The 20,243-nt window shown below is 60.0% G+C and carries 20 protein-coding genes; 2 read left to right on the top strand and 18 right to left on the bottom strand.

The window, feature by feature from the left end:
* The first annotated feature begins 31 nt into the window (after nt 1–31).
* Nucleotides 32–922 carry a bifunctional methylenetetrahydrofolate dehydrogenase/methenyltetrahydrofolate cyclohydrolase FolD gene (gene folD, locus OEZ71_RS05340; protein ID WP_263738874.1) on the top strand — a complete coding sequence of 297 codons (891 nt, stop codon included), beginning with the start codon at nt 32–34 and terminating at the stop codon, nt 920–922.
* 4 nt (nt 923–926) lie between these two features.
* Here folD and OEZ71_RS05335 read toward each other — a convergent pair whose 3' ends face one another.
* The 5 genes from OEZ71_RS05335 to OEZ71_RS05315 form a co-directional block, all read right to left on the bottom strand.
* Nucleotides 927–1,352, bottom strand: a complete 426-nt coding sequence (locus tag OEZ71_RS05335) for a PaaI family thioesterase (RefSeq protein WP_263738873.1) — start codon at nt 1,350–1,352, stop codon at nt 927–929.
* The gene (pdeM, locus tag OEZ71_RS05330) at nt 1,349–2,011 is read right to left on the bottom strand and encodes a ligase-associated DNA damage response endonuclease PdeM (RefSeq protein WP_263738872.1); all 663 of its coding nucleotides are present in this window, start codon (nt 2,009–2,011) and stop codon (nt 1,349–1,351) included. Before pdeM ends, OEZ71_RS05335 begins: the two co-directional genes overlap by 4 nt.
* Nucleotides 2,012–2,087: 76 nt before the next feature.
* Nucleotides 2,088–4,490 carry a ligase-associated DNA damage response DEXH box helicase gene (locus OEZ71_RS05325; RefSeq protein ID WP_263738871.1) on the bottom strand — a complete coding sequence of 801 codons (2,403 nt, stop codon included), beginning with the start codon at nt 4,488–4,490 and terminating at the stop codon, nt 2,088–2,090.
* A gap of 34 nt (nt 4,491–4,524) precedes the next feature.
* A complete protein-coding gene (locus OEZ71_RS05320) occupies nt 4,525–5,310 on the bottom strand; it encodes an NAD(P)-binding domain-containing protein (RefSeq protein ID WP_263738870.1) in 786 nt (261 codons plus the stop codon).
* Complete coding sequence (locus tag OEZ71_RS05315) at nt 5,310–6,620, bottom strand: ATPase (RefSeq protein ID WP_263738869.1); 1,311 nt, start codon at nt 6,618–6,620, stop codon at nt 5,310–5,312. The genes OEZ71_RS05320 and OEZ71_RS05315 overlap by 1 nt, the downstream gene beginning before the upstream one ends.
* 104 nt (nt 6,621–6,724) lie before the next feature.
* On the opposite strand from OEZ71_RS05315, the gene OEZ71_RS05310 reads away from it, so the two are divergent.
* Entirely contained in the window at nt 6,725–8,389 is a 1,665-nt protein-coding gene (locus OEZ71_RS05310; protein ID WP_263738868.1) for a hypothetical protein, read from the top strand.
* Here OEZ71_RS05310 and OEZ71_RS05305 read toward each other — a convergent pair.
* From OEZ71_RS05305 to OEZ71_RS05245, 13 genes are all read right to left on the bottom strand, one after another.
* Entirely contained in the window at nt 8,371–8,910 is a 540-nt protein-coding gene (locus OEZ71_RS05305; RefSeq protein ID WP_263738867.1) for a prepilin peptidase, read from the bottom strand. The genes OEZ71_RS05310 and OEZ71_RS05305 overlap by 19 nt on opposite strands.
* Nucleotides 8,911–8,915: 5 nt before the next feature.
* Nucleotides 8,916–9,776, bottom strand: a complete 861-nt coding sequence (locus OEZ71_RS05300; RefSeq protein WP_263738866.1) for a tetratricopeptide repeat protein — start codon at nt 9,774–9,776, stop codon at nt 8,916–8,918.
* Between the two features lie 25 nt (nt 9,777–9,801).
* Nucleotides 9,802–10,368, bottom strand: a complete 567-nt coding sequence (locus OEZ71_RS05295; protein ID WP_263738865.1) for a tetratricopeptide repeat protein — start codon at nt 10,366–10,368, stop codon at nt 9,802–9,804.
* Nucleotides 10,369–10,372: 4 nt separating this feature from the next.
* The gene (locus tag OEZ71_RS05290; protein ID WP_263738864.1) at nt 10,373–11,353 is read right to left on the bottom strand and encodes a type II secretion system F family protein; all 981 of its coding nucleotides are present in this window, start codon (nt 11,351–11,353) and stop codon (nt 10,373–10,375) included.
* Between the two features lie 13 nt (nt 11,354–11,366).
* Nucleotides 11,367–12,335, bottom strand: coding sequence for a type II secretion system F family protein (locus OEZ71_RS05285; protein WP_263738863.1), 969 nt, complete (start codon nt 12,333–12,335; stop codon nt 11,367–11,369).
* Between the two features lie 5 nt (nt 12,336–12,340).
* Complete coding sequence (locus tag OEZ71_RS05280) at nt 12,341–13,789, bottom strand: CpaF family protein (protein WP_263738862.1); 1,449 nt, start codon at nt 13,787–13,789, stop codon at nt 12,341–12,343.
* Between the two features lie 15 nt (nt 13,790–13,804).
* Nucleotides 13,805–15,055, bottom strand: coding sequence for an AAA family ATPase (locus tag OEZ71_RS05275; RefSeq protein WP_263738861.1), 1,251 nt, complete (start codon nt 15,053–15,055; stop codon nt 13,805–13,807).
* A 262-nt stretch (nt 15,056–15,317) separates the two neighbouring features.
* On the bottom strand, nt 15,318–15,968 hold the full coding sequence (locus tag OEZ71_RS05270) for an OmpA family protein (RefSeq protein ID WP_263738860.1): 651 nt from the start codon (nt 15,966–15,968) through the stop codon (nt 15,318–15,320).
* A gap of 16 nt (nt 15,969–15,984) precedes the next feature.
* On the bottom strand, nt 15,985–17,391 hold the full coding sequence (locus tag OEZ71_RS05265; protein WP_412175600.1) for a type II and III secretion system protein family protein: 1,407 nt from the start codon (nt 17,389–17,391) through the stop codon (nt 15,985–15,987).
* Between the two features lie 213 nt (nt 17,392–17,604).
* Complete coding sequence (gene cpaB / locus OEZ71_RS05260) at nt 17,605–18,477, bottom strand: Flp pilus assembly protein CpaB (protein ID WP_263738859.1); 873 nt, start codon at nt 18,475–18,477, stop codon at nt 17,605–17,607.
* A gap of 239 nt (nt 18,478–18,716) precedes the next feature.
* Nucleotides 18,717–18,911, bottom strand: a complete 195-nt coding sequence (locus OEZ71_RS05255) for a hypothetical protein (protein ID WP_263738858.1) — start codon at nt 18,909–18,911, stop codon at nt 18,717–18,719.
* A gap of 222 nt (nt 18,912–19,133) precedes the next feature.
* On the bottom strand, nt 19,134–19,325 hold the full coding sequence (locus OEZ71_RS05250) for a hypothetical protein (protein ID WP_263738857.1): 192 nt from the start codon (nt 19,323–19,325) through the stop codon (nt 19,134–19,136).
* A gap of 387 nt (nt 19,326–19,712) precedes the next feature.
* Complete coding sequence (locus tag OEZ71_RS05245) at nt 19,713–19,904, bottom strand: hypothetical protein (RefSeq protein ID WP_263738857.1); 192 nt, start codon at nt 19,902–19,904, stop codon at nt 19,713–19,715.
* Nucleotides 19,905–20,243: the final 339 nt, after the last annotated feature.

Here is a 20,243-nt window from a genome sequence, read left to right as displayed (position 1 = left end):
CGGGCGGCAAGAGCAACGGAAGGATGCGGGAATGAGCGCCAAGGTGATCGACGGCAAGGAATTTGCGGCCAATGTGCGAGCCAAGGTGGCAGAGCACGTAGCACGGCTGAAGGAAGAAAACGGCATCACGCCGGGCCTTGCGGTCGTGCTGGTGGGCGAGGACCCGGCGTCGGAGGTCTATGTCCGCTCCAAGGGCAAGTCGACGGTCGAGGCTGGGATGAATTCCTACGAACACAAGCTCGACGCAGACACGTCCGAGGCCGATCTGCTGGCGCTGATCGACAAGCTGAACAACGATCCCGCCGTGCACGGCATCCTTGTGCAATTGCCACTGCCGGGGCATCTGAATTCGGATCTGGTGATCAACTCGATCGACCCGGCGAAGGATGTCGACGGCTTCCACATCTCGAACGTCGGCCTCTTGGGCACCGGGCAGAAGTCGATGGTGCCGTGTACGCCGCTCGGCTGCCTGATGATGCTACGCGATCACCACGGCTCGCTCTCCGGTCTGGATGCGGTTGTAGTGGGCCGCTCGAACATCGTCGGCAAGCCGATGGCGCAATTGTTGCTGGGCGACAGCTGCACCGTCACCATCGCGCATAGCCGCACCAAGGATCTGGCCGAGGTCTGCCGCCGCGCCGATATTCTCGTCGCCGCCGTGGGTCGCCCCGAGATGATCCCGGGCGACTGGGTCAAGCCGGGCGCGACCGTGATCGATGTGGGCATCAACCGGATTGAACGGGACGGCAAGAAAAAGCTTGTGGGCGACGTCGAATACGAAAGCTGTGCCGCCGTTGCCGGGGCGATCACCCCGGTGCCGGGTGGCGTCGGGCCGATGACCATCGCCTGCCTTCTGGCCAATACGCTGACCGCCTGCTGCCGCGCCAATGGTCTGGCCGAGCCCGAAGGGCTGACGGCCTGAGGCGTCAGACCGGGACCATCGTTCCCTGAAGCACCGCGATGAGGCGGCGTTCGCCCGCCTCTTCCACCTCGACTTCGGCGGTCACGACCGTCAAACGTCGACCGGCCTTCACGACACGGCCCGTTGCGATCAGACGGTCGCCCTTCGCAGGCGCCAGCAGGTTGACCTTCATCTCTGCCGTCATCACCTCTGCCTTATCGGTCATCAGTGTCAGTGCGGCATAACCCGCCGCGGTGTCGCCCAAGGCAAAGGTCAGTCCGGCATGACCGACATCGTGCTGCTGACGGGCAAGCGGCAGGATCGGCGCGGTGATCTCGCAATGGCCCGGGGTCAGCACGGTGATCCCGGCCCCGAAGGTGGTCATCAGCCTCTGCCGGGCGAAACTCGCCCTCACCTTCGCATCGCGGGTCGGGGTCAGGGCCTCGGTCATGCGGGTTCCTTTCTGCGTGGCATCGGCATCGGTCGCGCGGCCTGACCGGTCAGGATGGCGATGGCGCCGGGTTGCATCAGATCAGATAGCGCGGGGTCGTCGCTGTAAAGGCCACCGGTATAGGTGCCATAGGCAGGCAGAATCAGCCGTCGTGTATCCACCAGAAAGCAGCGCCGGGCCTGCCCCGCGATGCGGGCCTTGGGATGGTAGTGGCCAGAGACCTCACCGACCGCTCCCTCGGCAACGATGTGCCGGAAGGTCAGCGGACCCATCACCAGTTCGGCCCGATGCTCCCCGCCAAGGTCAACCGGCCCCGGATCGTGATTGCCCTCGATCCAGACCCAGCGCCGACCGGCCATCAGGCGGGCGAGCCAGAGCGTATGCGTCTCCGCAAGCTCCGCCGCCTGAAGGTCATCAAACGTATCGCCAAGGCAGATCACCGTCCGCGCGCCCGTCGCCGCGATGTCAGAATCGAGCCGCGCCAGCGTCTCATCGACTTCATAAGGCGGCAACAACGCCCCCGCCCGCCGCGCGTAGCGTTCCGAGCGGCCAAGATGCAGGTCAGAGACGGTCAGGCAACCCTCTGACGCCCACCAGAGCGCGCCCGAGGGGAGAGCGGTCAGCCCTGCTTCTCCGAGATGGAAATTAAATCCGTTCATGTCTTGTTCCTGCCGCGCCCGATCCCAAAAGGCAATGCCATCTTCTTCTTGGCAAAAATACTCAACGTCCGACGGTTCAGCCAAGTCCGGCCTCTGCCATAAGCCGCGCGGCGGTTTCCTCCATCAGCCGTTCCCGGGCGGCACCTTCGACCGGTACTTTGCCGTGTTCGAGGAACAACGGCGCGGCAAAAGGCGTCAAGCGGGGCAGGGCGAGATGGTCGATCCGGTCGCCTACCCGGTCCAGCATATTCTCGATCCGGCCGAACCCCACGAGACCCCGCATCGCCTCTTCCCTTGTGACCTGCATCAGCAGGTGATCGGGGTCGTAGCGGCGGAGCGTGTCGTAGAGGATGTCCGACGAAAACGTCGCTTGCCGTCCGGATTTCCGTGCGCCGGGCAGATTGCGGGCGATGAGCCCTGCGACAAGCGCCACGTTGCGGAAGGTGCGTTTCATCACTGCATTGCCCGCAAGCCAGCCCTCCAGCCCGTCCCGCAACGCGGCCCGGTCGAAAAGCGCAGTGGGGTCGGGCACCGGATCGAGCCCCCAGATCAGCGTCGCGTAATCGGTGGCGACAAAGCCCAGCGGGTTCAGCCCTTCCTCCTCCATGCGCTTGGTCAGGAGAAGGCCCAGTGTCACCTGCGCGTTCTTGCCCATGAATCCATAGGCGCAGAGATGGGCGCGACCCTCGGCGGGAAAGGTCTCGATCAGGAGGCGGTCAAGCTGGGGCAGCCGCGACATGTCGCGCTGCAGCGCCAGCCATTCGGCGGTATGGGCAGGCAGGTCCGGCCAGCTGTCCTGTCGCAGCATCCGCAGGATGCGATGCGAAAGCTGGGTCGAGGTGGAAAACTTAGTCCCCGAATAGACCGCGATCTTCGGTTCGCGCCCCGGTGCGGGTGCCACCTCCAGCGCCATTTCGCGCAGGCCCACATAGCGCACAATCTTGCCGCCGATCAGGAACGTATCGCCGGGGGCGAGTTTTGAGGCGAAGCTTTCCTCGACCTCTCCCAAGGGCTGGCCCCCCAGCCGGTTCTGCCAGCGGACCTTAACCATTTCGGCATCGGTGATCGTGCCGATATTCATGCGGATATCGCGCGTCGCGCGTGGGTCTCGGAGCGTCCAGAGCCCATCGCGCAGCATGAGCCGCTGCCAGCGGTCATAAGCTTTCAGCGCATACCCCCCGGTCGCGCAGAAATCGAGGCAGGCGTTGAAATCCGGTCGCGTGAGCGCGGCATAGGGGCCGGCACTCGTCACTTCGGCGAACAGCGCATCGGCATCGAAGGGCGCGGAGCAAGCGGCTATGAGTATATGCTGACAAAGGACATCGCGCGGCCCCGGCCCGCGCGGATCGCCGTCAAGGTCATGGTCCTTCACAGCCTGCAACGCGGCCTGACATTCGACCACCTCCCACCGGTTCGCGGGCACCAGAAGCGCCTTGGAGGGCGCGTTGTAGCGGTGATTGGCACGGCCGATCCTCTGCACCAGCCGCTTGACGTTTTTCGGCGCACCGACCTGGATCACGAGATCCACATCACCCCAGTCGATGCCGAGGTCGAGGGAACCGGTGCAAACCACGGCGCGCAACTCGCCCGCGACCATCGCTGCCTCCACCTTTTCGCGCGCCTCGCGCGAGAGTGAGCCGTGGTGGATGCCGATGGGCAGCCCCTCATCATTCGCCATCCAGAGGTCGCGGAAGAAGAGCTCCGCCTGCGCGCGTGTGTTGTGGAAGATCAGCGTCGTGCGGTGCCGGCTGATTTCGGTCAGCACCTCCGGGATCGCATAACGCCCGCCACCGCCGGACCATGGCGGTGGCCCTTTGGTTTCCAGCATGGCGATGTCGGGATCGGGGCCGGGATCGGCATGGATGATCTCGCAGGGGTCCGGGTGGCGGGCGAGGAAACGGGCGATGGCCACCGGGTCTTCGACCGTGGCCGAAAGGCCGACGCGCCGCAGGCCCGGGGCAAGGGTGCTCAACCGGGCGAGCGACAGCATGAGTTGGTCGCCACGCTTCGATTCCGCGAGCGCATGGACCTCATCGACAATGACCCGGCTGAGCCTTGCGAAGATATGCGGGGCATCCTCGTAACTCAGGAGAAGCGCCAAGCTCTCCGGCGTCGTCAGCAGGATATGCGGCGGGTCGGCGCGCTGGCGGCGGCGTTTAGTGTAGGAGGTGTCGCCGGTCCGGTCCTCGATCCGGATCGGCAGGCCCATCTCGGTGACGGGCCGGGTCAGGTTGCGGCGGATATCGGCGGCGAGCGCCTTGAGGGGCGATATATAGAGTGTGTGCAGACCGCGATGCCCGCCATCGGCCAATTCCACCAGCGTCGGCAGAAAACCCGCCAGTGTCTTGCCGCCACCAGTCGGTGCAATCAGCAGAAGCGAAGGTTCATTCGCCCGATCCAGCAGCGCTTGCTGATGCGGATGAATCTGCCAGCCACGGGCGTCGAACCAATTGGAGAACGGGGCGGGCAGGGGGCGCATGACGCCAGTCTAGGCACCGACAAAACCTTCGCAACTAGTGAAGCGCGCGTGCCTTCATCCCACGGAAAATCTTTTCCATCGAGCGTGGCGGCGTGAGATGCGCGCCGGTCAGTGCGGAGTCGAGGGCGTTTTCGACATCGCGCACCAGCGTTGAGACGCTGTCCTCGTTGCTGTTGCCGTCCATCAGGTCATAACCGGGCATCGTCAGACCCTCCAGCAAGTTGCCTGACATGTCGAGCAAGCGTGCCTCATCTATGCCCTGTGCCTCGGCCCAGTCCAGCGCCAGACGTGTCATCGCGTTAGAGGATGCCGCGAGGAAGTCGTTCATGACTTTCGCGGCCATCGCCGCCCCAAAGCCGCCCATCCGCACCACCTGCCGTCCGAGCAGATCGAAGATCGGCATGAGTTGTGCGATTTCTTCCTTCGGACCGCCAAGAAAGAACGACAATCGTCCCTCCTCAGCCGCGCGTGGCGTGCCGGAAAAGGGTGCGTCCACGAGTGCGATGCCATCCGAAATCCGCCCGCGAAGCGCCCGGACATAGCGCGGCGAGAGCGTTGCGGCGATGACGATGGTCTTCAGGCCGGGTGTATTTTTGGCAAGCTTCTGCCCTTCGAAGAGCAGGCCTTCGGCCTCGTTGATATCCCGAGGCACAATGATCAGCGTCCGCAAACCGGCGGCAAATCCGGTGCCATCATCGGCCTGGCCATCGGCCGTTGGCGACAGGTCGCAGGTGCTGACCTGAATGCCAGCCTTGTGCAGACGCGACATGAAGCTGCGGGCGGCGCGTCCCGACCCGGCTATACCCAGTGCATGCATCATCAGTGTATGATCTTTTCGTCGCGGACGAACATGTTTGCCCAGGCACGGTCAATCAGTTCCGGCGTCATCTGATAGGGAATACCTTCGAAGTTGCAGATCGCGATCATCTGGTCGATCAAGAAGACCGGCTGATAGTTCGCGTAGATGTTGTCGATGGTCGGGTATTTGACCTTCAGCAGGTGCAGTAGCGCTTTCTCGTCGAGCGGCATCTTCTTCTTCTTTGCCACCATCGCGAAGATCTTGAGGAAGATCTCCTGGTTCGGGCCGTCGATCTTGATCTTGAAGAAGATCCGGCGCAGGGCGGCCTTGTCGAAGATCTCATTCGGATGGAAGTTGGTGGAGAAGATTACCAGCGTGTCGAAGGGCACCTCGAACTTCTCGCCCGATTGCAGGGCGAGAATGTCGCGGTTTTCTTCCAGCGGCACGATCCAGCGGTTGACGATCTTCTGCGGGGGTTCGGCCTGACGGCCAAGGTCGTCGATGATGAAGACGCCGCCGGTGGCCTTCATTTGCAGCGATGCCGTATAGGTCCGTGCGGTCGGGTTGTAGGTCAGGTCGAGCATGTCGAGCGACAATTCACCGCCGGTGATCACGGTCGGGCGCTCGCAAAGAACATAGCGGTTGTCGAAGCGGTTCGAGGACCGGCGCAGGCTGTTCGGATCATCGACCGACTGTTCCGCGGCGGAATGCACGATCGGGTCGTAGACCGTAATCACCTGACCGGCATATTCAATGGCCCTTGGGATATAGATCTTATCGCCGATCGCATCGCGGATACCGTTCGAGATGGAGGATTTACCGTTACCCGGCGGGCCGTACATCAGGATCGAGCGCCCCGCGCCGACGGCGGGCCCGAGATGGTCGAGGAGTTCATCAGGCAGGATCAGGTGCCCCATCGCGCCGGTAAGCTGCTGCCGCGTCATCTGGACATTGCGGATCGATTGCTTGCGGACCTGCTCGCGGTAGACGTCGAGCGGCACCGGCATCGCGCCGTAATATTCAGACTGGCCGAGCGCGTCGAGCGCGCGCGCCTTGCCGCTGTCGGTCAGCTGATAGCCCATTTCACCGCCAGAGGTCGCGTGCAGCGTACCCGTTGCCTGAAGCAGTTTCTGAGTACGCGCAAGGTCGATCAGCTCCTGTGTCGCGGGGATCGGCAGGGCAATCTGGCGCGAGATTTCTGATACGAATTCAAGATTCATGCGGAAGATCGTCTTCAGAAGTAGATCGCGCATCATCACAGTCGACAAACCGGTTTCCGCCAGTGATTTCGGCGGGATAGGCGCGATGACGTTGGGCACCTGCATATTCATTCTATGGGACCTTCTACGACCGTTTTGCGAGACGGAGACCGGAGACGCGATTAATCGCTCGGCCGGTTGCCGCATGGGATTCACAGGGGCACTCTGACGCGCTAATGTGGCTAAAAAATGGAAACAATTTACGGATAGAGGCGCAAATGGGCAGATCGAGCACCGCCCGCCTGACGGCGTTCCTGATTGTGCTGATTGCGATCCTCGGCACGGCACCGATCCTGAAAGGTGCATTCTACCTCGGCAAGCACGAGGGCGACACGATGCATCTGGCGGAGCTGGTGCTTCGCATGGCTGACGGGCAGTGGCCGCATCTCGATTTCATGACGCCGATCGGTGTTCTTGCGCTAGCGCCTATGGCGATCTTCGTTAAGGCGGGCGCCGGTCTGGGGCACGCGATCTTCTATTCGCAGATATTGGTCGCGGCGGTTCTGCTGCTGCCGGTTCTGCGCGTGGCGACCAGCCGGCTGACCGGCATCTGGCCCTATGCCTATGGTGGCTTTGTCATGCTTTTGTGCCTCGCGCTGGTCCATGGCGAGGCGCAGAGTGATATTTCGATTTCGATGCATTACAACCGATGGGCCTGGGCGGTGAGTTATATCATCATCCCACTTGCGGTTCTGGCACCGCACGACCGCCCCAGACCTTGGCTGGACGGTGCGCTGATCGGGATAGGCCTGGCGGTTCTCGTTCTGACGAAGGTCACCTATGTCGTCGCGCTTGCGCCAGGCATATTGGTCGCGCTTCTTGCGCGGCGGAACTTTTGCATGATCGTCTCGGCATTCCTTTCGGGACTGGTGATCGCGGTTGTGTTTACTGCTCTTGCCGGCTTTGACTTCTGGTTCGCATATGTTCGCGATCTTCTGTCTGTGGCGCAGGGCGATTCTCGTCCAGCGCCGGGGATGAGTTTCGGGAGTGTTGTCGCCGAACCTATATATTTGGGGGGGTCCCTGACCTTGATTGCGGCCGTGATCTTCCTGCGTCAGGCCAAACAGTCTGTCGAAGGTTTGGCGTTATATGTACTGATGCCAGGCTTTTTCTACATCGCCTACCAAAACTGGGGTAATGATCCGCAATGGCTGTATCTTGTTGCCTTGTGTGCCTTTCTGCTGCGGCCTGAACGCGGGGTGACGAACGGAATCGGCTGGGACCTGCGCGATGCTTTGACCTATACCGGCGTACTTGCCTTGGCCTTCGGGGCGCCATCAGCGATAAATCTGGCCTTCAGCCCGTGGCGTCACCTTGCTGCCGAGACCGAAGAAACCGTACCGCTTCTGTCGAGATTGCCAGCGCACGATGACATCAAGATGTCGCGTGCACGCCTCTATACAAACCATATAGTCCTTCCCTATGACCGGCCTGGTGAGCCGTTTGAAGCGTACCACGAGTATGCCGACCGGGAGGGTCCAGCGATGCTAAACGGTGATGAACTGGCTGATTGCGAGCTGACAGGCGGGTTCTCTGCCTGGTTCGAACTGGTCACAGATGATTTGGAGGCGGCCGGTTATGCCGGATCGGCCGTCATGGGCACGGATCTGTTTTCAGCCTATTGGATGTTCGGCGACTTCCGTCCCGTAAAAGGCGGGGCCCCATGGTATTACAGTGGAACACCGGGGATCGAGTATGCCGATTACGTGGCTGTGCCGCTCTGCCCTACGTCGTTATCGCGGCGGGCTTCCATGCTTGAGGCGATCAACGAAGGTGGCTGGACCCTTCGTGAGGTGCGGCGCACCGCGCTGTACATCCTGACTCAGCCGGTTGGGCCTTGAAAGAATGTCGAGAACGCCAGAAGCGTCAGATAAGTAAGGAATGTGCCGACCAGCGCCAGTCCCATCGGGAATTTCGCGTGGGTCCAGGAGACCCAATCAGGCGTCATCGCCCGCACCGCAGGGATTGCCCGAAGCAGGCGATGGGAAGCAAACGCACCGAGCAGAAAAGCCGCGAGGAGTATCGCGGCCTGGCGCGCATCGTTCACGCTTTGAACGAAAAAGGGCGCGGCCGCAGCCGCAAATTTTGCATCACCAGCGCCCACACCGGCCACGGCATTTAGTACAATACCTATGACAAGGACGACGACTAGGCTCAACCAGCGCCAAAGCCATATATCGAAGGGCACGAGCAGAATGCCCGCAACGGCAAAAATTCCCACGAGGGCATAAACCGCCTTGTTCGGGATCTTCATGTACTTGAGGTCGGACCACGCGACCCATGCACAGACTGGAACGCAAAGGACAAGGAATATCCGGTAGGCGAACGCGACCGCCTCAGGACCGGCGTAGGGATTGAGCATCGTTTTCAGCCCTTGGTGACGGTTGCGTTCAGGGTTTCCAGCGCGCGGGTTGCCTGCTCGAAATGGCGTGGGCTGGTTTCCACCGCGTCTTCCAGAAGGCTTTTGCCGATCGTTACATCGCCCTGCTTGATCGCGGTCAGGGCTGCTGTGTAGAGCAATTCGGCCTGTTCCTGCTGGGTCATTGTGATGATCGGAAGATCATATTTGCGCTGCGCCGCGCGGGCCAGAACCAGGTTGTTCTTCGTCGTGAAATTGGAACTGTCATAGGTCAGCGATTCCGAGAACAGCCGTTCTGCCCCGGGGAAATCACCACGGGTCAGTTTCGAATATCCCCAGTTGTTCAGGATACCGGCGGGTCTGGTGGTTAGGCCGAAAGCGGTCTCGTAGAAGCTGTCAGCCTTGGTCCATTTCTTGTTGGCGTCCGCGATCATCGCTTCCAGACGGTAGCGGTCGAAGGTTTCGTGGGTGGGCGGAATAGCATTCAGCGCGGCTTCAGCCTTTTGCCATTCATTGGCGCGGATCAGTGCGTCTGCGTGGCCGACGCGGTCCTCGTTGGTGCCTTCAGGGCTGTCGATCACCTGCTTCCAGACGACGGCAGCTTCTCTCGGCTTCTTGGCTCTGACAAGGGATTTGGCGAGGCCCCGCCGGATATCTATCCGTTCCGGATGCTGTTGAGCGGTTTTTGAGAAATAAGCCACCGCCTCGTTCGGATCCGCGACCGTAAGCATCAGGTCGTTGAGATTGCTCTCGTCAATGACATTGACATCTTCGATGGCACGTCTGACCTCGGCATCAGTATTCTGCTCGCAGGCCGATAAGATTACCGCGCCAAGTATGCACAACGGTGTCAGGAACGGGTGGCGCATTTGCTGCGTCCTTTGCTGCTTTGCCTCATTTCTTTGCGAGAAGCAGGTATCGCCCATGCCCGCGCCTCACCAGCGTGAATTCGCTGTCTTGGGGCGCATCATAAGTTGGTTTTTCCAGCATGGCGAGGGAAAGACGCAGATTGTCGCGGATGGCGTCCGAACGGCCACTATCAAGAGCGAATGCGGTCTTGAAGACGCGGCTGGCTTCGGGAACCCGTTCGGTTTCCATCAGCACGACGCCGAGATTGTTCCAGGCGGGCACGAAGGTTTCGTCTTCGTCAATAGCGCGACGCAGCGCGCGTTCAGCCTGACCAAGGCGGCCGAGCTGGAGATTGGCGGACCCTATGGCCGAGAGCGTATCGACGTTGAGCCCGTGAACACCCGCTGCACGATAATAGGCCTTGAGCGCGAGTTCATATTCGCCCGCTGCCATCAGCCGGTGGCCAACGATCAGACCATCCACAGCCTCTTCGCCCCGCACCACGCCTGCCGGCGCGTAGGGTGAAGTGTCTTTAGCGGGAAAGCCGCCTGTCGACTGACAGGCGGCCAGAAGGCCGACGAGGGCCAAAAATCCGAATTTGCGTGCAGTCATGGCCTCAGGGGCGGAAATTGGCGAACAGCTGCAGCATATCGTAAACGGACGGACCAACAAGGATGATCAGAAGCGGCGGCACCGTGAACATCATCGTGCCGAGCGTCATTTTGGTCGGTAGTTTGTTTGCGGCCTCTTCGGCACGCATCACGCGCTTGTCACGCATTTCAGCCGCATAAATCCGCAAGGCTTCGGCAATCGAGGTGCCGAATGTCTGCGACTGGATCATCACGGTCACAAAGGATCCGACATCGGCAACACCAGAACGTTCTGCGAAGGCGCGCAGAACGCTTGTCTTGTCCTTGCCGGCCTTGATTTCCTGCGCGACGATTTCGAATTCCTCGGCAAGTGCGGGGTAGCCTGTCTTCAACTCCTTGGAGACCCGAATGATGCCCTGGTCGAGTGATTGGCCAGCCTCGACACATACGAGAAGCATGTCGAGCGCATCGGGAAAGCCGTTCTGGATTTCTTCCTGCCGCGTCTGAATCCGCCGCTCAATCCAGTATCTCGGCAGATAATAGCCGATCGCGCCGGGCGCGATGACCGCCAGAACGAGCGTCGTGGTGGTAATCTCTCCGGTTGCTGATGCGATGATCGCATAGATGACGCCGATGACGAGGAACACGATGCCGAGGATGAACTGGATGGCGTGGAATTTACGCACCGCGTCTCGGCCGCGATAGCCTGCCCGGGTCATCTTCAGGCGAGACGAACTCATCTCTTCCTCGGTCTTCGGTTCGAGGAAGTTGGCGAATTTGTCGAGCTTGTCGTTGCGGTTCGACGAGCGCAGGGATTTCTTCTCGAACCCACGTGCTGCCGCGACCGGTTTCGAGGTTTCTTTCAGCTTGGAGTAGGGGTCCTTCTGCTTCTTCAGCATCACGGGAAGCGTCACGGCAATCAGGAGGATGCCGAGAATTGCGACCGCGAAGAGCGGGCCAAGTGGCCCCATCTTTTCGATGAGCAGGTCGTTGATTGCAGTCAGCATGAGTGAAGTCCCCTCAGACCTTGATGTTCACCATCATCTTCATGAAGATGATGTTAATTCCGAGAAACACGAAGACGATGAGCGCCGCTGGGACGAAGGCAGCGGTGTCCTTCACGGTGTCGAAATAGTCCGGCTTCAGAATCTGAATGACCGCAAGCACCACCAGTGGGAAGGCCGACAGGAACACGCCGGACCATTTCGCCTCGGCGGTGATCGCGCGGACACGGCGGAACAGCCGGAAACGAGCCCGAATGACCTTTGCCAGACCGTCGAGGATCTCGGCCAGGTTACCACCCGACTGCTGCTGGATCGTCACCGCCACCGCAAGGAAGCGCAAATCCTGCATATCCATGCGTTCGGCGAGTTCCTTAAGGGAATCCGAAACGTCCCGGCCATAGGCGCTTTCATCCGCGATCATACCGAACTCGGTGCCCAGTGGATCGGGCACTTCCTTGGCGACGATCTGGATCGCCGAAGAGAACGGGTGGCCGACACGCAATGAGCGCACCATCAACTCGACGGCCTCGGGCAACTGTTCCTCGACCATGTCCATGCGTTTTTTCGCGCGGCGGTGGATCCAGAAGTAGACGCCGCCGATCCCCATGGCGAGGGCAACTGCGATACGGACGGGCGTCGAGGCCGTGGTCCCAACCGTGAGTCCAAGGAAGGCAACGACCGACATGAGCATCATCAGCGCGATGATTGCGCGGGGCGAGAAGGCGATGTTGGCTTTCTGGGCCTTGGTCGCGAGCAGCGAATAAAGCGGGATGCCCTTGGCCTTTAAGTGCTGGCTCGCCTCCTTGCGAAGCTGTTCGAGCACCTGTTCACGCTGTCCGCCTTTTTCCAGCAGTTCAAGCCGTCGGTTGACGCGGGAGTTGAGCGAGATCGACTTGCCGAACACGACAAGATAGATGCCGTTCACGAGCATCAGGACCGCAAGGAAGATCAGTCCATAAATAATGGGTGTCGGGCTGATAATCATGTTTGTTACTCCGCCGCGACAGGTTCGTAGATGGTGGCAGGCAGGTCATAGCCCCAGGCCCGGAAGCGATCCGAATAGGCGGAACGCACACCGGTTGCTGTAAAGCGGCCGACAATCTTTCCATCGGCGGCCAGACCCAACCGCTCGTAGCGAAAGATCTCCTGCATCGAGATGACGTCGCCTTCCATCCCGGTGATCTCGGTGATTGATGTCATGCGGCGCGACCCGTCCTGAAGGCGCGAGGCCTGCACGATGAGGTTGACGGCCGAAGCGATCTGCGAGCGAACGGCCTTGATCGGCATCTCGATCCCGGCCATGGCAACCATGTTTTCCAGACGGCTGATACCGTCACGGGCCGAGTTGGCGTGGATCGTGGTCATCGACCCGTCATGGCCGGTATTCATGGCTTGCAGCATGTCGATGACTTCCTCACCGCGCGTTTCGCCGACGATGATGCGGTCGGGGCGCATCCGCAGGGCGTTGCGCAAACAGTCGCGCTGGGTCACGGCCCCCTTGCCCTCGACGTTGGCGGGGCGGCTTTCCATCCGGCCCACGTGAATCTGCTGAAGCTGAAGTTCCGCCGTGTCTTCGATCGTCAGGATGCGTTCGGAGTTGTCGATGAAGGACGACAGTGCGTTGAGCGTTGTGGTCTTACCGGAACCGGTACCGCCCGAAACGATGACGTTCAGCCGGGTTGCGACGGCGGCTTGAAGATAGGCGGCCATTTCTTCGGTAAAGGCGCCATAGCGGACGAGATCGTCGACGCCCAACTTGTCTTTCTTGAATTTCCGGATCGAGACGAGCGAGCCGTCGACCGCGATCGGCGGAACCATACAGTTGAAGCGCGACCCGTCGGCAAGGCGGGCGTCGCAATAGGGGTTCGATTCATCGACGCGACGACCCACAGCCGACACGATCTTGTCGATGATACGAAGGAGATGACGTTCGTCCTTGAACGTGATGTGGCTCAGTTCAAGCTTGCCGTCCCGTTCGATGAAGATCTGCTGCGGCCCGTTGACGAGAATATCATTGACCGTGTCGTCCTGCAGCAGCGGCTCAAGCGGGCCGAGGCCCATGACCTCGTGATAGAGTTCCTGAAAGAGGTTGGCACGTTCGTCCTTGTTCAGGACAACGCTCATCGATTCCAGTGCTTCGGTGGAAATCGCGATGATCTCCTGCCGCAGTTCGGATTCCGACGCGTGTTCAAGCGCTCCGAGGTTGAGGTTGTCGAGCAGGCTCTTGTGCAGCTCGACCTTCAGCTCGCCCATGCGCTCCTTGCGCTTTTTCTCTTTGTCGGCAGCGACGGAAACTGCCGGGTTGTCCGCAGAGGTGCGGCGCGCGACCACAGGGCGCCCTGCGGCGGCGGTCTGCGCTGCTGCCGGGGCCGCGGCCTGCGTGGCTGCTGCTGCCGGGGCGGCACCGGGTTGGGCTGGCTTCTTGTAGCGTGAAAACATCGCGCGCTCCCGTGATTAGGCGCTTCCGGCCTCAGCGGCCTTGTTAAGCTGGTAGATCGATTGCGCCAGTTTGGCGATTTCCTTGCGCAGCGGGTTCTTCGATGCGGTTTCCGCAAGCGGCAAACCGTGATCGTTGGATTCGGTAACCTGCCTGGATCCATCGGGCAGTTGCAGTTCGATGGTGATATCGAGGCTTTCGGCGAGGCGTTTGACGCGACCCTTGCCGGACAGGTCGGTGAATTTCGGGGCCCGGTTAAGTACGTAGCGCAGCTTTTCGTAGGGCAGTTCTTCTGCCTTCAGTGCACGGATCATTCTGAGTGTGTTCTGGGCCGAGCGCATGTCGAGCTCCATCATCGCAAAATAGACATGCGACTGGCTCAGAACCGCTTCGGTCCATTGAACGACCGTGCGGGGCATGTCGACGACGACGAAGTCGAAATTCGCTCGGGCGACGTCTAGAACACGGTTGATGTCTTCTGACGTGACGATGTCAAGCGGCAGCATTTCCGACGGCGCGGTCATGATGTGCAGCTTGTCATTGAAGGTCAGAAGGGACTGAAGGAAGCTGACATTGTCGATCGAGGCCGTGTCCGAGAGCATCTCGTAGACGGCTTCACGACGCGGCAGGTCGAGATAGGTCGAGACCGAGCCGGTCTGAAAGTCGAAGTCGAGAAGACACACACGCGGACCGTTGTCTTTCTGGACGTTGGCGAGTTCCCAAGCGAGGTTCACAGCCATGGTCGTGGCGCCCGTACCACCGGCCAACCCGTGGATCGGGAGTATGACACCGTCACGATCGCCCTTGGGCTTGAAATTCGGCGTTGCTTGCCCGGCATCGATCACCTGCTCGGGCGCCGGGGCCCGGTTGAGCCGCTCGATGGCCTCATGCAACGCGTTTTCCGGCAGGGGATAGGGAACGAAATCGTCAGCGCCGAGCTTAAGAAGCTGGTGCAGTGCGATGGGGCTGACCTCATCGGCAATCAGGATCACCTTGACGCCCTTGGACTTGGCGGTGGTGATGATGCCGGAGATCCGGGCCAGATCACTTTCGTCCTGGGCGTCGACTGCAATGGCAACGAATTCGAGCGCCTTGGAGTCCGGCTGCCCGAGGAACACGATCGCGTCATCGAAGGTCAGGTCACCCCAGCTTTCGCCAAGCTCGGCTTCCATGTCCTCGATCAGAAGATCGAAATTACTGACGTCGCGCGAGATTGTGCACGCGGTGATCGGTGCCGGCTCTGGCTGCAGGGCTGCTACGCTGCTCATTCACATCCGTCCTTCTTAACAGGGGGACGGGGGTTGGTGCGTCTTCAGCGCCGGCTTCCGTCCGAATCGCGCAAGCCCCAACTTTGTCCACCCCGCCCGACTCTCATGCCGGGCCATTACTTTCAGGTTCAGAAACTCCCCGATAATGGTGGCAAGATTTGGGCTAAAAGATCGTAATTATGCGTTCAATGGAGACGATCAAAAGAATTGGGCGGCCTTTGTTGCCAAAGGCCGCCCAGTTTCGAAAGCAATCCCGTCGGAGTTAACCGCCAGACGCGATGCCCTGCACAGCTTCCTGTGCGTGCGGCGGTTCGGCGCTCTTGACGTATTCGCGCCAGATGACTGCCGCGTACTTCCCGTTGAGAAGCGCCGGGTTCTTTTCGACAAAGCCTGACACTTCCGTAACGGTACGACGGTTGCGGCGTTCCTCGGTCTGGACATAGACCAGAGGCTGTGTTTCGCCGAACGAAGCGACCGCCTCAAGCCGCGAACGGCTGATGCCTTGGCTGGAGAGGAAAGCCACGACCGCGTTCGCCCGCCGCAGACCCAAAGCCTTGTTGTAGGCATTGGAGCCGACAAGGTCGGTATGCCCGTAGACGCGGAACCGTATTTCCGGGAATTGCCGGATCCAGTTGGCCTGCTGCATGAGGGCCGCCTGCGCCTCGCCGTCAAGCGTTGCACTGTCGAAAGCGAAGTTGACCGTGTTTGGCACGTCCGAAGCAAAGCGACGGGTCAGGTCCATGACATAGGACCGTTCGCCGGATTGAACGAGCGTGTTATTCATCGTCGAATTGCCGAAATCGGCGGTTTCGATCTCAGAACCTGCCTCGGAATAGAAGGCGCGGGCGATGTTTGTTTCCTTCGAGCAACCCGCGAGTCCAGCAAGGCCGGCAGAGAGAAGGAGAAGGCTCATGTGCTTTTGCATCGTCTTACTCCATCACGTAGCCGTAAGAACCGGAATAGTCCTGCTTGGCGACTTCGCCAACGGCACCATTTCCGCCGGTTGCCGAAGTTTTGCCGAACAGGAACAGTCCAGCCTCGGTGGGCGGTTTCACACGGTCAGTCGGCAGCGCCAGCGCTTCACCCCGTGTCGGTGTCACAAGATGCGGCGTGACAATGATCACAAGCTCGGACTGCCTGCGATTAAAGTCTGAGCTGCGGAACAGGGCACCCAGGATTGGAATATCACCTAGCCAGGGAACCTGGTTGGCGTTGTCAAGGAAGTCATCCCTGATGAGCCCCGCAATTGCAAAGCTTTCACCATCGCGCATTTCGACGGTCGTTTCCGCTTCGCGCCGGCTGAACGTCGGCAAGGTGATATTGTTACCGATGTCTACCGTGTCGCTTGTGTCAACGGCTGAGTAGGCGGTGTTAATCATCAAGTTGATGACGTCGCCATCAACAACCCGCGGCGTAAAGGCCAGTTCCACACCGAAGGGCTTATACTCAACAGTGATCTGGTTGTTTTCGGCCGCAACGGGAATCGGTACCTCGCCACCGGCGAGGAAGCTGGCTTCCTGGCCCGACAGGGTTGTCAGGTTCGGTTCGGCCAGCGTGCGGACAAGCCCCTTGGACTCAAGCGCTTCCAGCAGAATGCCGAACTCGAAGGCGCCGACGCCAAAACCAACACCGACCGCGCCGTTCGCGCCTGTCGAGACCGAGCCACCGGGACCGGTCAGGACATTGTTGATCCCATCGATATTTCCGGCCGCTCCGGCCTGGAAGTGCGATCCGCCGATCCGCTGGAAGCCGATCGAGCCGTCCAACTGCTTGGTCACGTTGCGTTGCACTTCGGCGATGCGTACCTTCAGCATGACCTGCTGCACGCCACCGACCATCATAAGGTTTGACACCCGGTCGGGCGCGTAGCGCTGAGCCAGATCAAGCGCGCGGTCGAGTTTCGCAGTCGAGGAAACCGTGCCCGACAGAACGATGCCGTCATTGGCGGTTCGGACTTCGATCTGCTCGCCCGGCAGGATCTGCTGAAGACGTTCCTTGAATTCCGCCACATCGAGCGAGACCTGAACGTCCACGTTGGTGATCAGACGGCCATCCGGCGCAAGCAGGGTCAGCGTCGTGCGACCCGGCGCCTTGCCGAGAATATAGATCGATTTGTCAGACAGCGTTGAGATATCCGCGATGCCCGGGTTGGCGATCGAAAGTTCCGCAAATGGTTCGTCCGCTTCAACAACAACAGCGCGGTTCATTGGTACTGAAAGCGCGCTCGACACGGAACCCGTAACAATCTTAAGGGTTTCCGCGTTGGCGGCTGGAATGGCGGTCATGGTGAGCGTTGCGCCCAACATCCCTGCCGATACAACTGTTTTTATATACATGTGACCTGCCTTTCCGATCACGCCTCGTGGAAGGGTTATTGGTACCCAATTGCCGCAAGAATGCGTGACAAGGTGTTTTATTGCAATAATCAACTGTTTGCAGTGTGCTCTTTATGTGGGCCGTAAGCAACACTAGGAAGGGGTTGCGACAAAAGATTGCGCCGACCACTTCATATGGTGGTCGGCGCGGAACATTCTCAAAGTCGGCTCGGGTCAGTTCGTGCAGGGGATCTCCACCTCGACCACTTCGCCGCCCTTGTTGGTGCGGATGGTGCAGGGCTTCTTTTCCTCGACGGCTTCCTCAGGCGCCGCCTCGACTATACCGAGTAGGGCGTTGCGGTTGATTTCGACCGCACCCACCTCCGCGCTGTCGCCGGTCCCTACTAGAGACAGTGTAAGACGACCCGTACGCTGCGCCAGAGCAAAGGCCGCAACCTGCTGCGGCGTCGCCTCGATAGTCACGGTTTCGGCGATCATGGTCTCTTCGCTGCGGTCGGCGTCCGCGCTCTGGTTGATGGCAATAAGCCGCACGGCCTCGTCGATAAGTTTTGTGACTTCCTGGCCGTTGATCGTACCGCTCCAATAGACGTCGACACGATCATCCGGCCGCAGGAAGCCCGACACGCCCGATGTCACGTCGACAGTGATGGTAAAGGCGCGCATGCCCGCAGTGAGGTTCGCGTTGATGCCGGCATCGATGCCGGGTTCGGTTATTTTTGCGCCAAGGATCGGTTCAAACGGCTCATAGCTGCGTAGGGCAGCGCGCGGCCGGGTTTCACCTTCCCAGAAGACCGGCAGGATCGACTTGTCGCCACCTTGCGGAGCAACAACTGTGTTGAACGCCCCTGCCGGAACCTTGTCGGCCTGCCATCTGATGACCTCAAGGTCGTCGCGGGTGAACCGGTCGCCGTATTTCATTGGTTTCTTGGCAACGACGACGTTGACGAGCGGTGTTGCCCTCGCCTGTTCTGCCGCAAGGCGGTCACGTTCGGCCTGAGTCTGTTCGATGAAGCCCTGTGCCATATAAACGGCGAAACTCGCCAAGGCGATGCCGACGACCAAAACCAAACCAAATACCAACCGCATGGCGCGTCCTTTCGTGGTTCAGGCGGCAACCCCCATGGCTCAGCCAATGGGCTTGCCCGCCTCCTTATCGCGGAATATCGGAATGGAATACGGCGAAATGGTGGTCAAAGCGAGCCCGGGTGGTGGAATCTTGCCGGTTTTAGAAACATTCAGCCCATTCCGTACTCTTAAAGCCGTTCGGCGCCCCGTGGGACGCCGTAAGGACGCCATTTATCTGGCATCGGATAAACAGCTGCGTTTTAGAACGTGGTGGTGATCGTCGCACTCGACAGGTGGTCTTGAACCCGCTGGCCTATGCTGGTCATGTTGCCGCGAAGGCCGGCCATTGCGATTCCAACCAACGCGCAGATGGCAGCGGTCAAGACGACCCAGTCAACGGTCACAGCGCCGGTTTCTTCTGTGCGGAACCGTGAAAACATCCTGATGAATTTCATCGTTTGCTCCGTTCATTTTGAGGCCGGTGCCATTCCGGCATGCGGGCCCATAATCCTTGACTTCCCTGATGCCAGCTAACGCCACCAAGATGGCACGATTGCGGCGCATGTCGTTCATTTTCACGCGATAGGCCGGTGGTTTTGAAACGATGCGTTTCCGAAACGTCAACGAAAAAGCCGCGCCTCCCGGGCGCGGCTTTCGCGTGACTTTTCGGCCAGGTCTTAGAACGTGGTCGAGATCGTCTGGCTGGAAAGGTAGCTGTTGATTTCGCCGGTGAGCTTGCCGGTGCCCTTCTTGACGGCGGCGAGCGCAGCAACGCCGAGGCCGACGACAGCAGCGGTTAGCACGACCCAGTCAACGGTCACAGCGCCATCTTCTTCGTTGTGGAACTTCTTAAGCTTGAACAGTTTCATGTCTCTCTCCGTTTGGTTCGCTCTTCAGGTTCATCCGCGAACCGTGTTGTAAGTCGGAGGGCCATTGCCAGTTCCCGACACCGTCGCGGCATAGGGACTTTTTGCCTGCGAATCGTGACCCAACTAGGGCAGCGACAGTACATTTCCGTGCTTTTATGTCCGGCTTCGTAAACAGCGGATGAGGAATGTTTCTGATTTAAGATCAATCCGAGCGCGAGTTGTATGCAGCTACGTGGTTGCAGCGCCGCCCTCCGAAACGAGCTGCGCTGACTCAGAAATACCAGGGCGGGCAATTTCGTGGATTCGGATGCGCGTCAAACCGCGTTCAGACAAACGAAAAAGCCGCGCCTCCCGGGCGCGGCTTTCGCGTGACTTTTCGGCCAGGTCTTAGAACGTGGTCGAGATCGTCTGGCTGGAAAGGTAGCTGTTGATTTCGCCGGTGAGCTTGCCGGTGCCCTTCTTGACGGCGGCGAGCGCAGCAACGCCGAGGCCGACGACAGCAGCGGTCAGAACGACCCAGTCAACGGTCACAGCGCCATCTTCTTCGTTGTGGAACTTCTTGAGCTTGAACAGTTTCATTTCTCTCTCCGTAATTTTCGCCCGTTGCGCATCCGCGGCCAGTCTCTTGAAGTGGCGCTTTCGCCAGCCCCAGACCAACGCGGGATGGGCATATCTGGCTAGTCAAACGTGGCAGGAGTTGGGCAGCCTTCGTACATTTTATGGTTGCCTTGAGGTTTTTGAGTTTGACGGCATTTTCCGTTGTTTTTTCGCATTTCTGCGTGATCAAACAGGTTTCCGGCGGCCCTATTGTTGTTGCTGAAAGGACGATTCGATTCCGAAACACCGAGGCGTGACCTCTAAAGTCTGGCTCTTGGAAGCGGATTCTGAGAAAAAGAGCGCGCAAAAAGTGTGGTCAGG

Source organism: Albidovulum litorale (assembly GCF_025751495.1).
GTDB classification, from domain to species: Bacteria; Pseudomonadota; Alphaproteobacteria; order Rhodobacterales; family Rhodobacteraceae; genus Albidovulum; species Albidovulum litorale.
The sequence above is the reverse complement of the archived record's forward strand: the minus strand, read 5'-3'. Positions and strand labels throughout refer to the sequence as shown.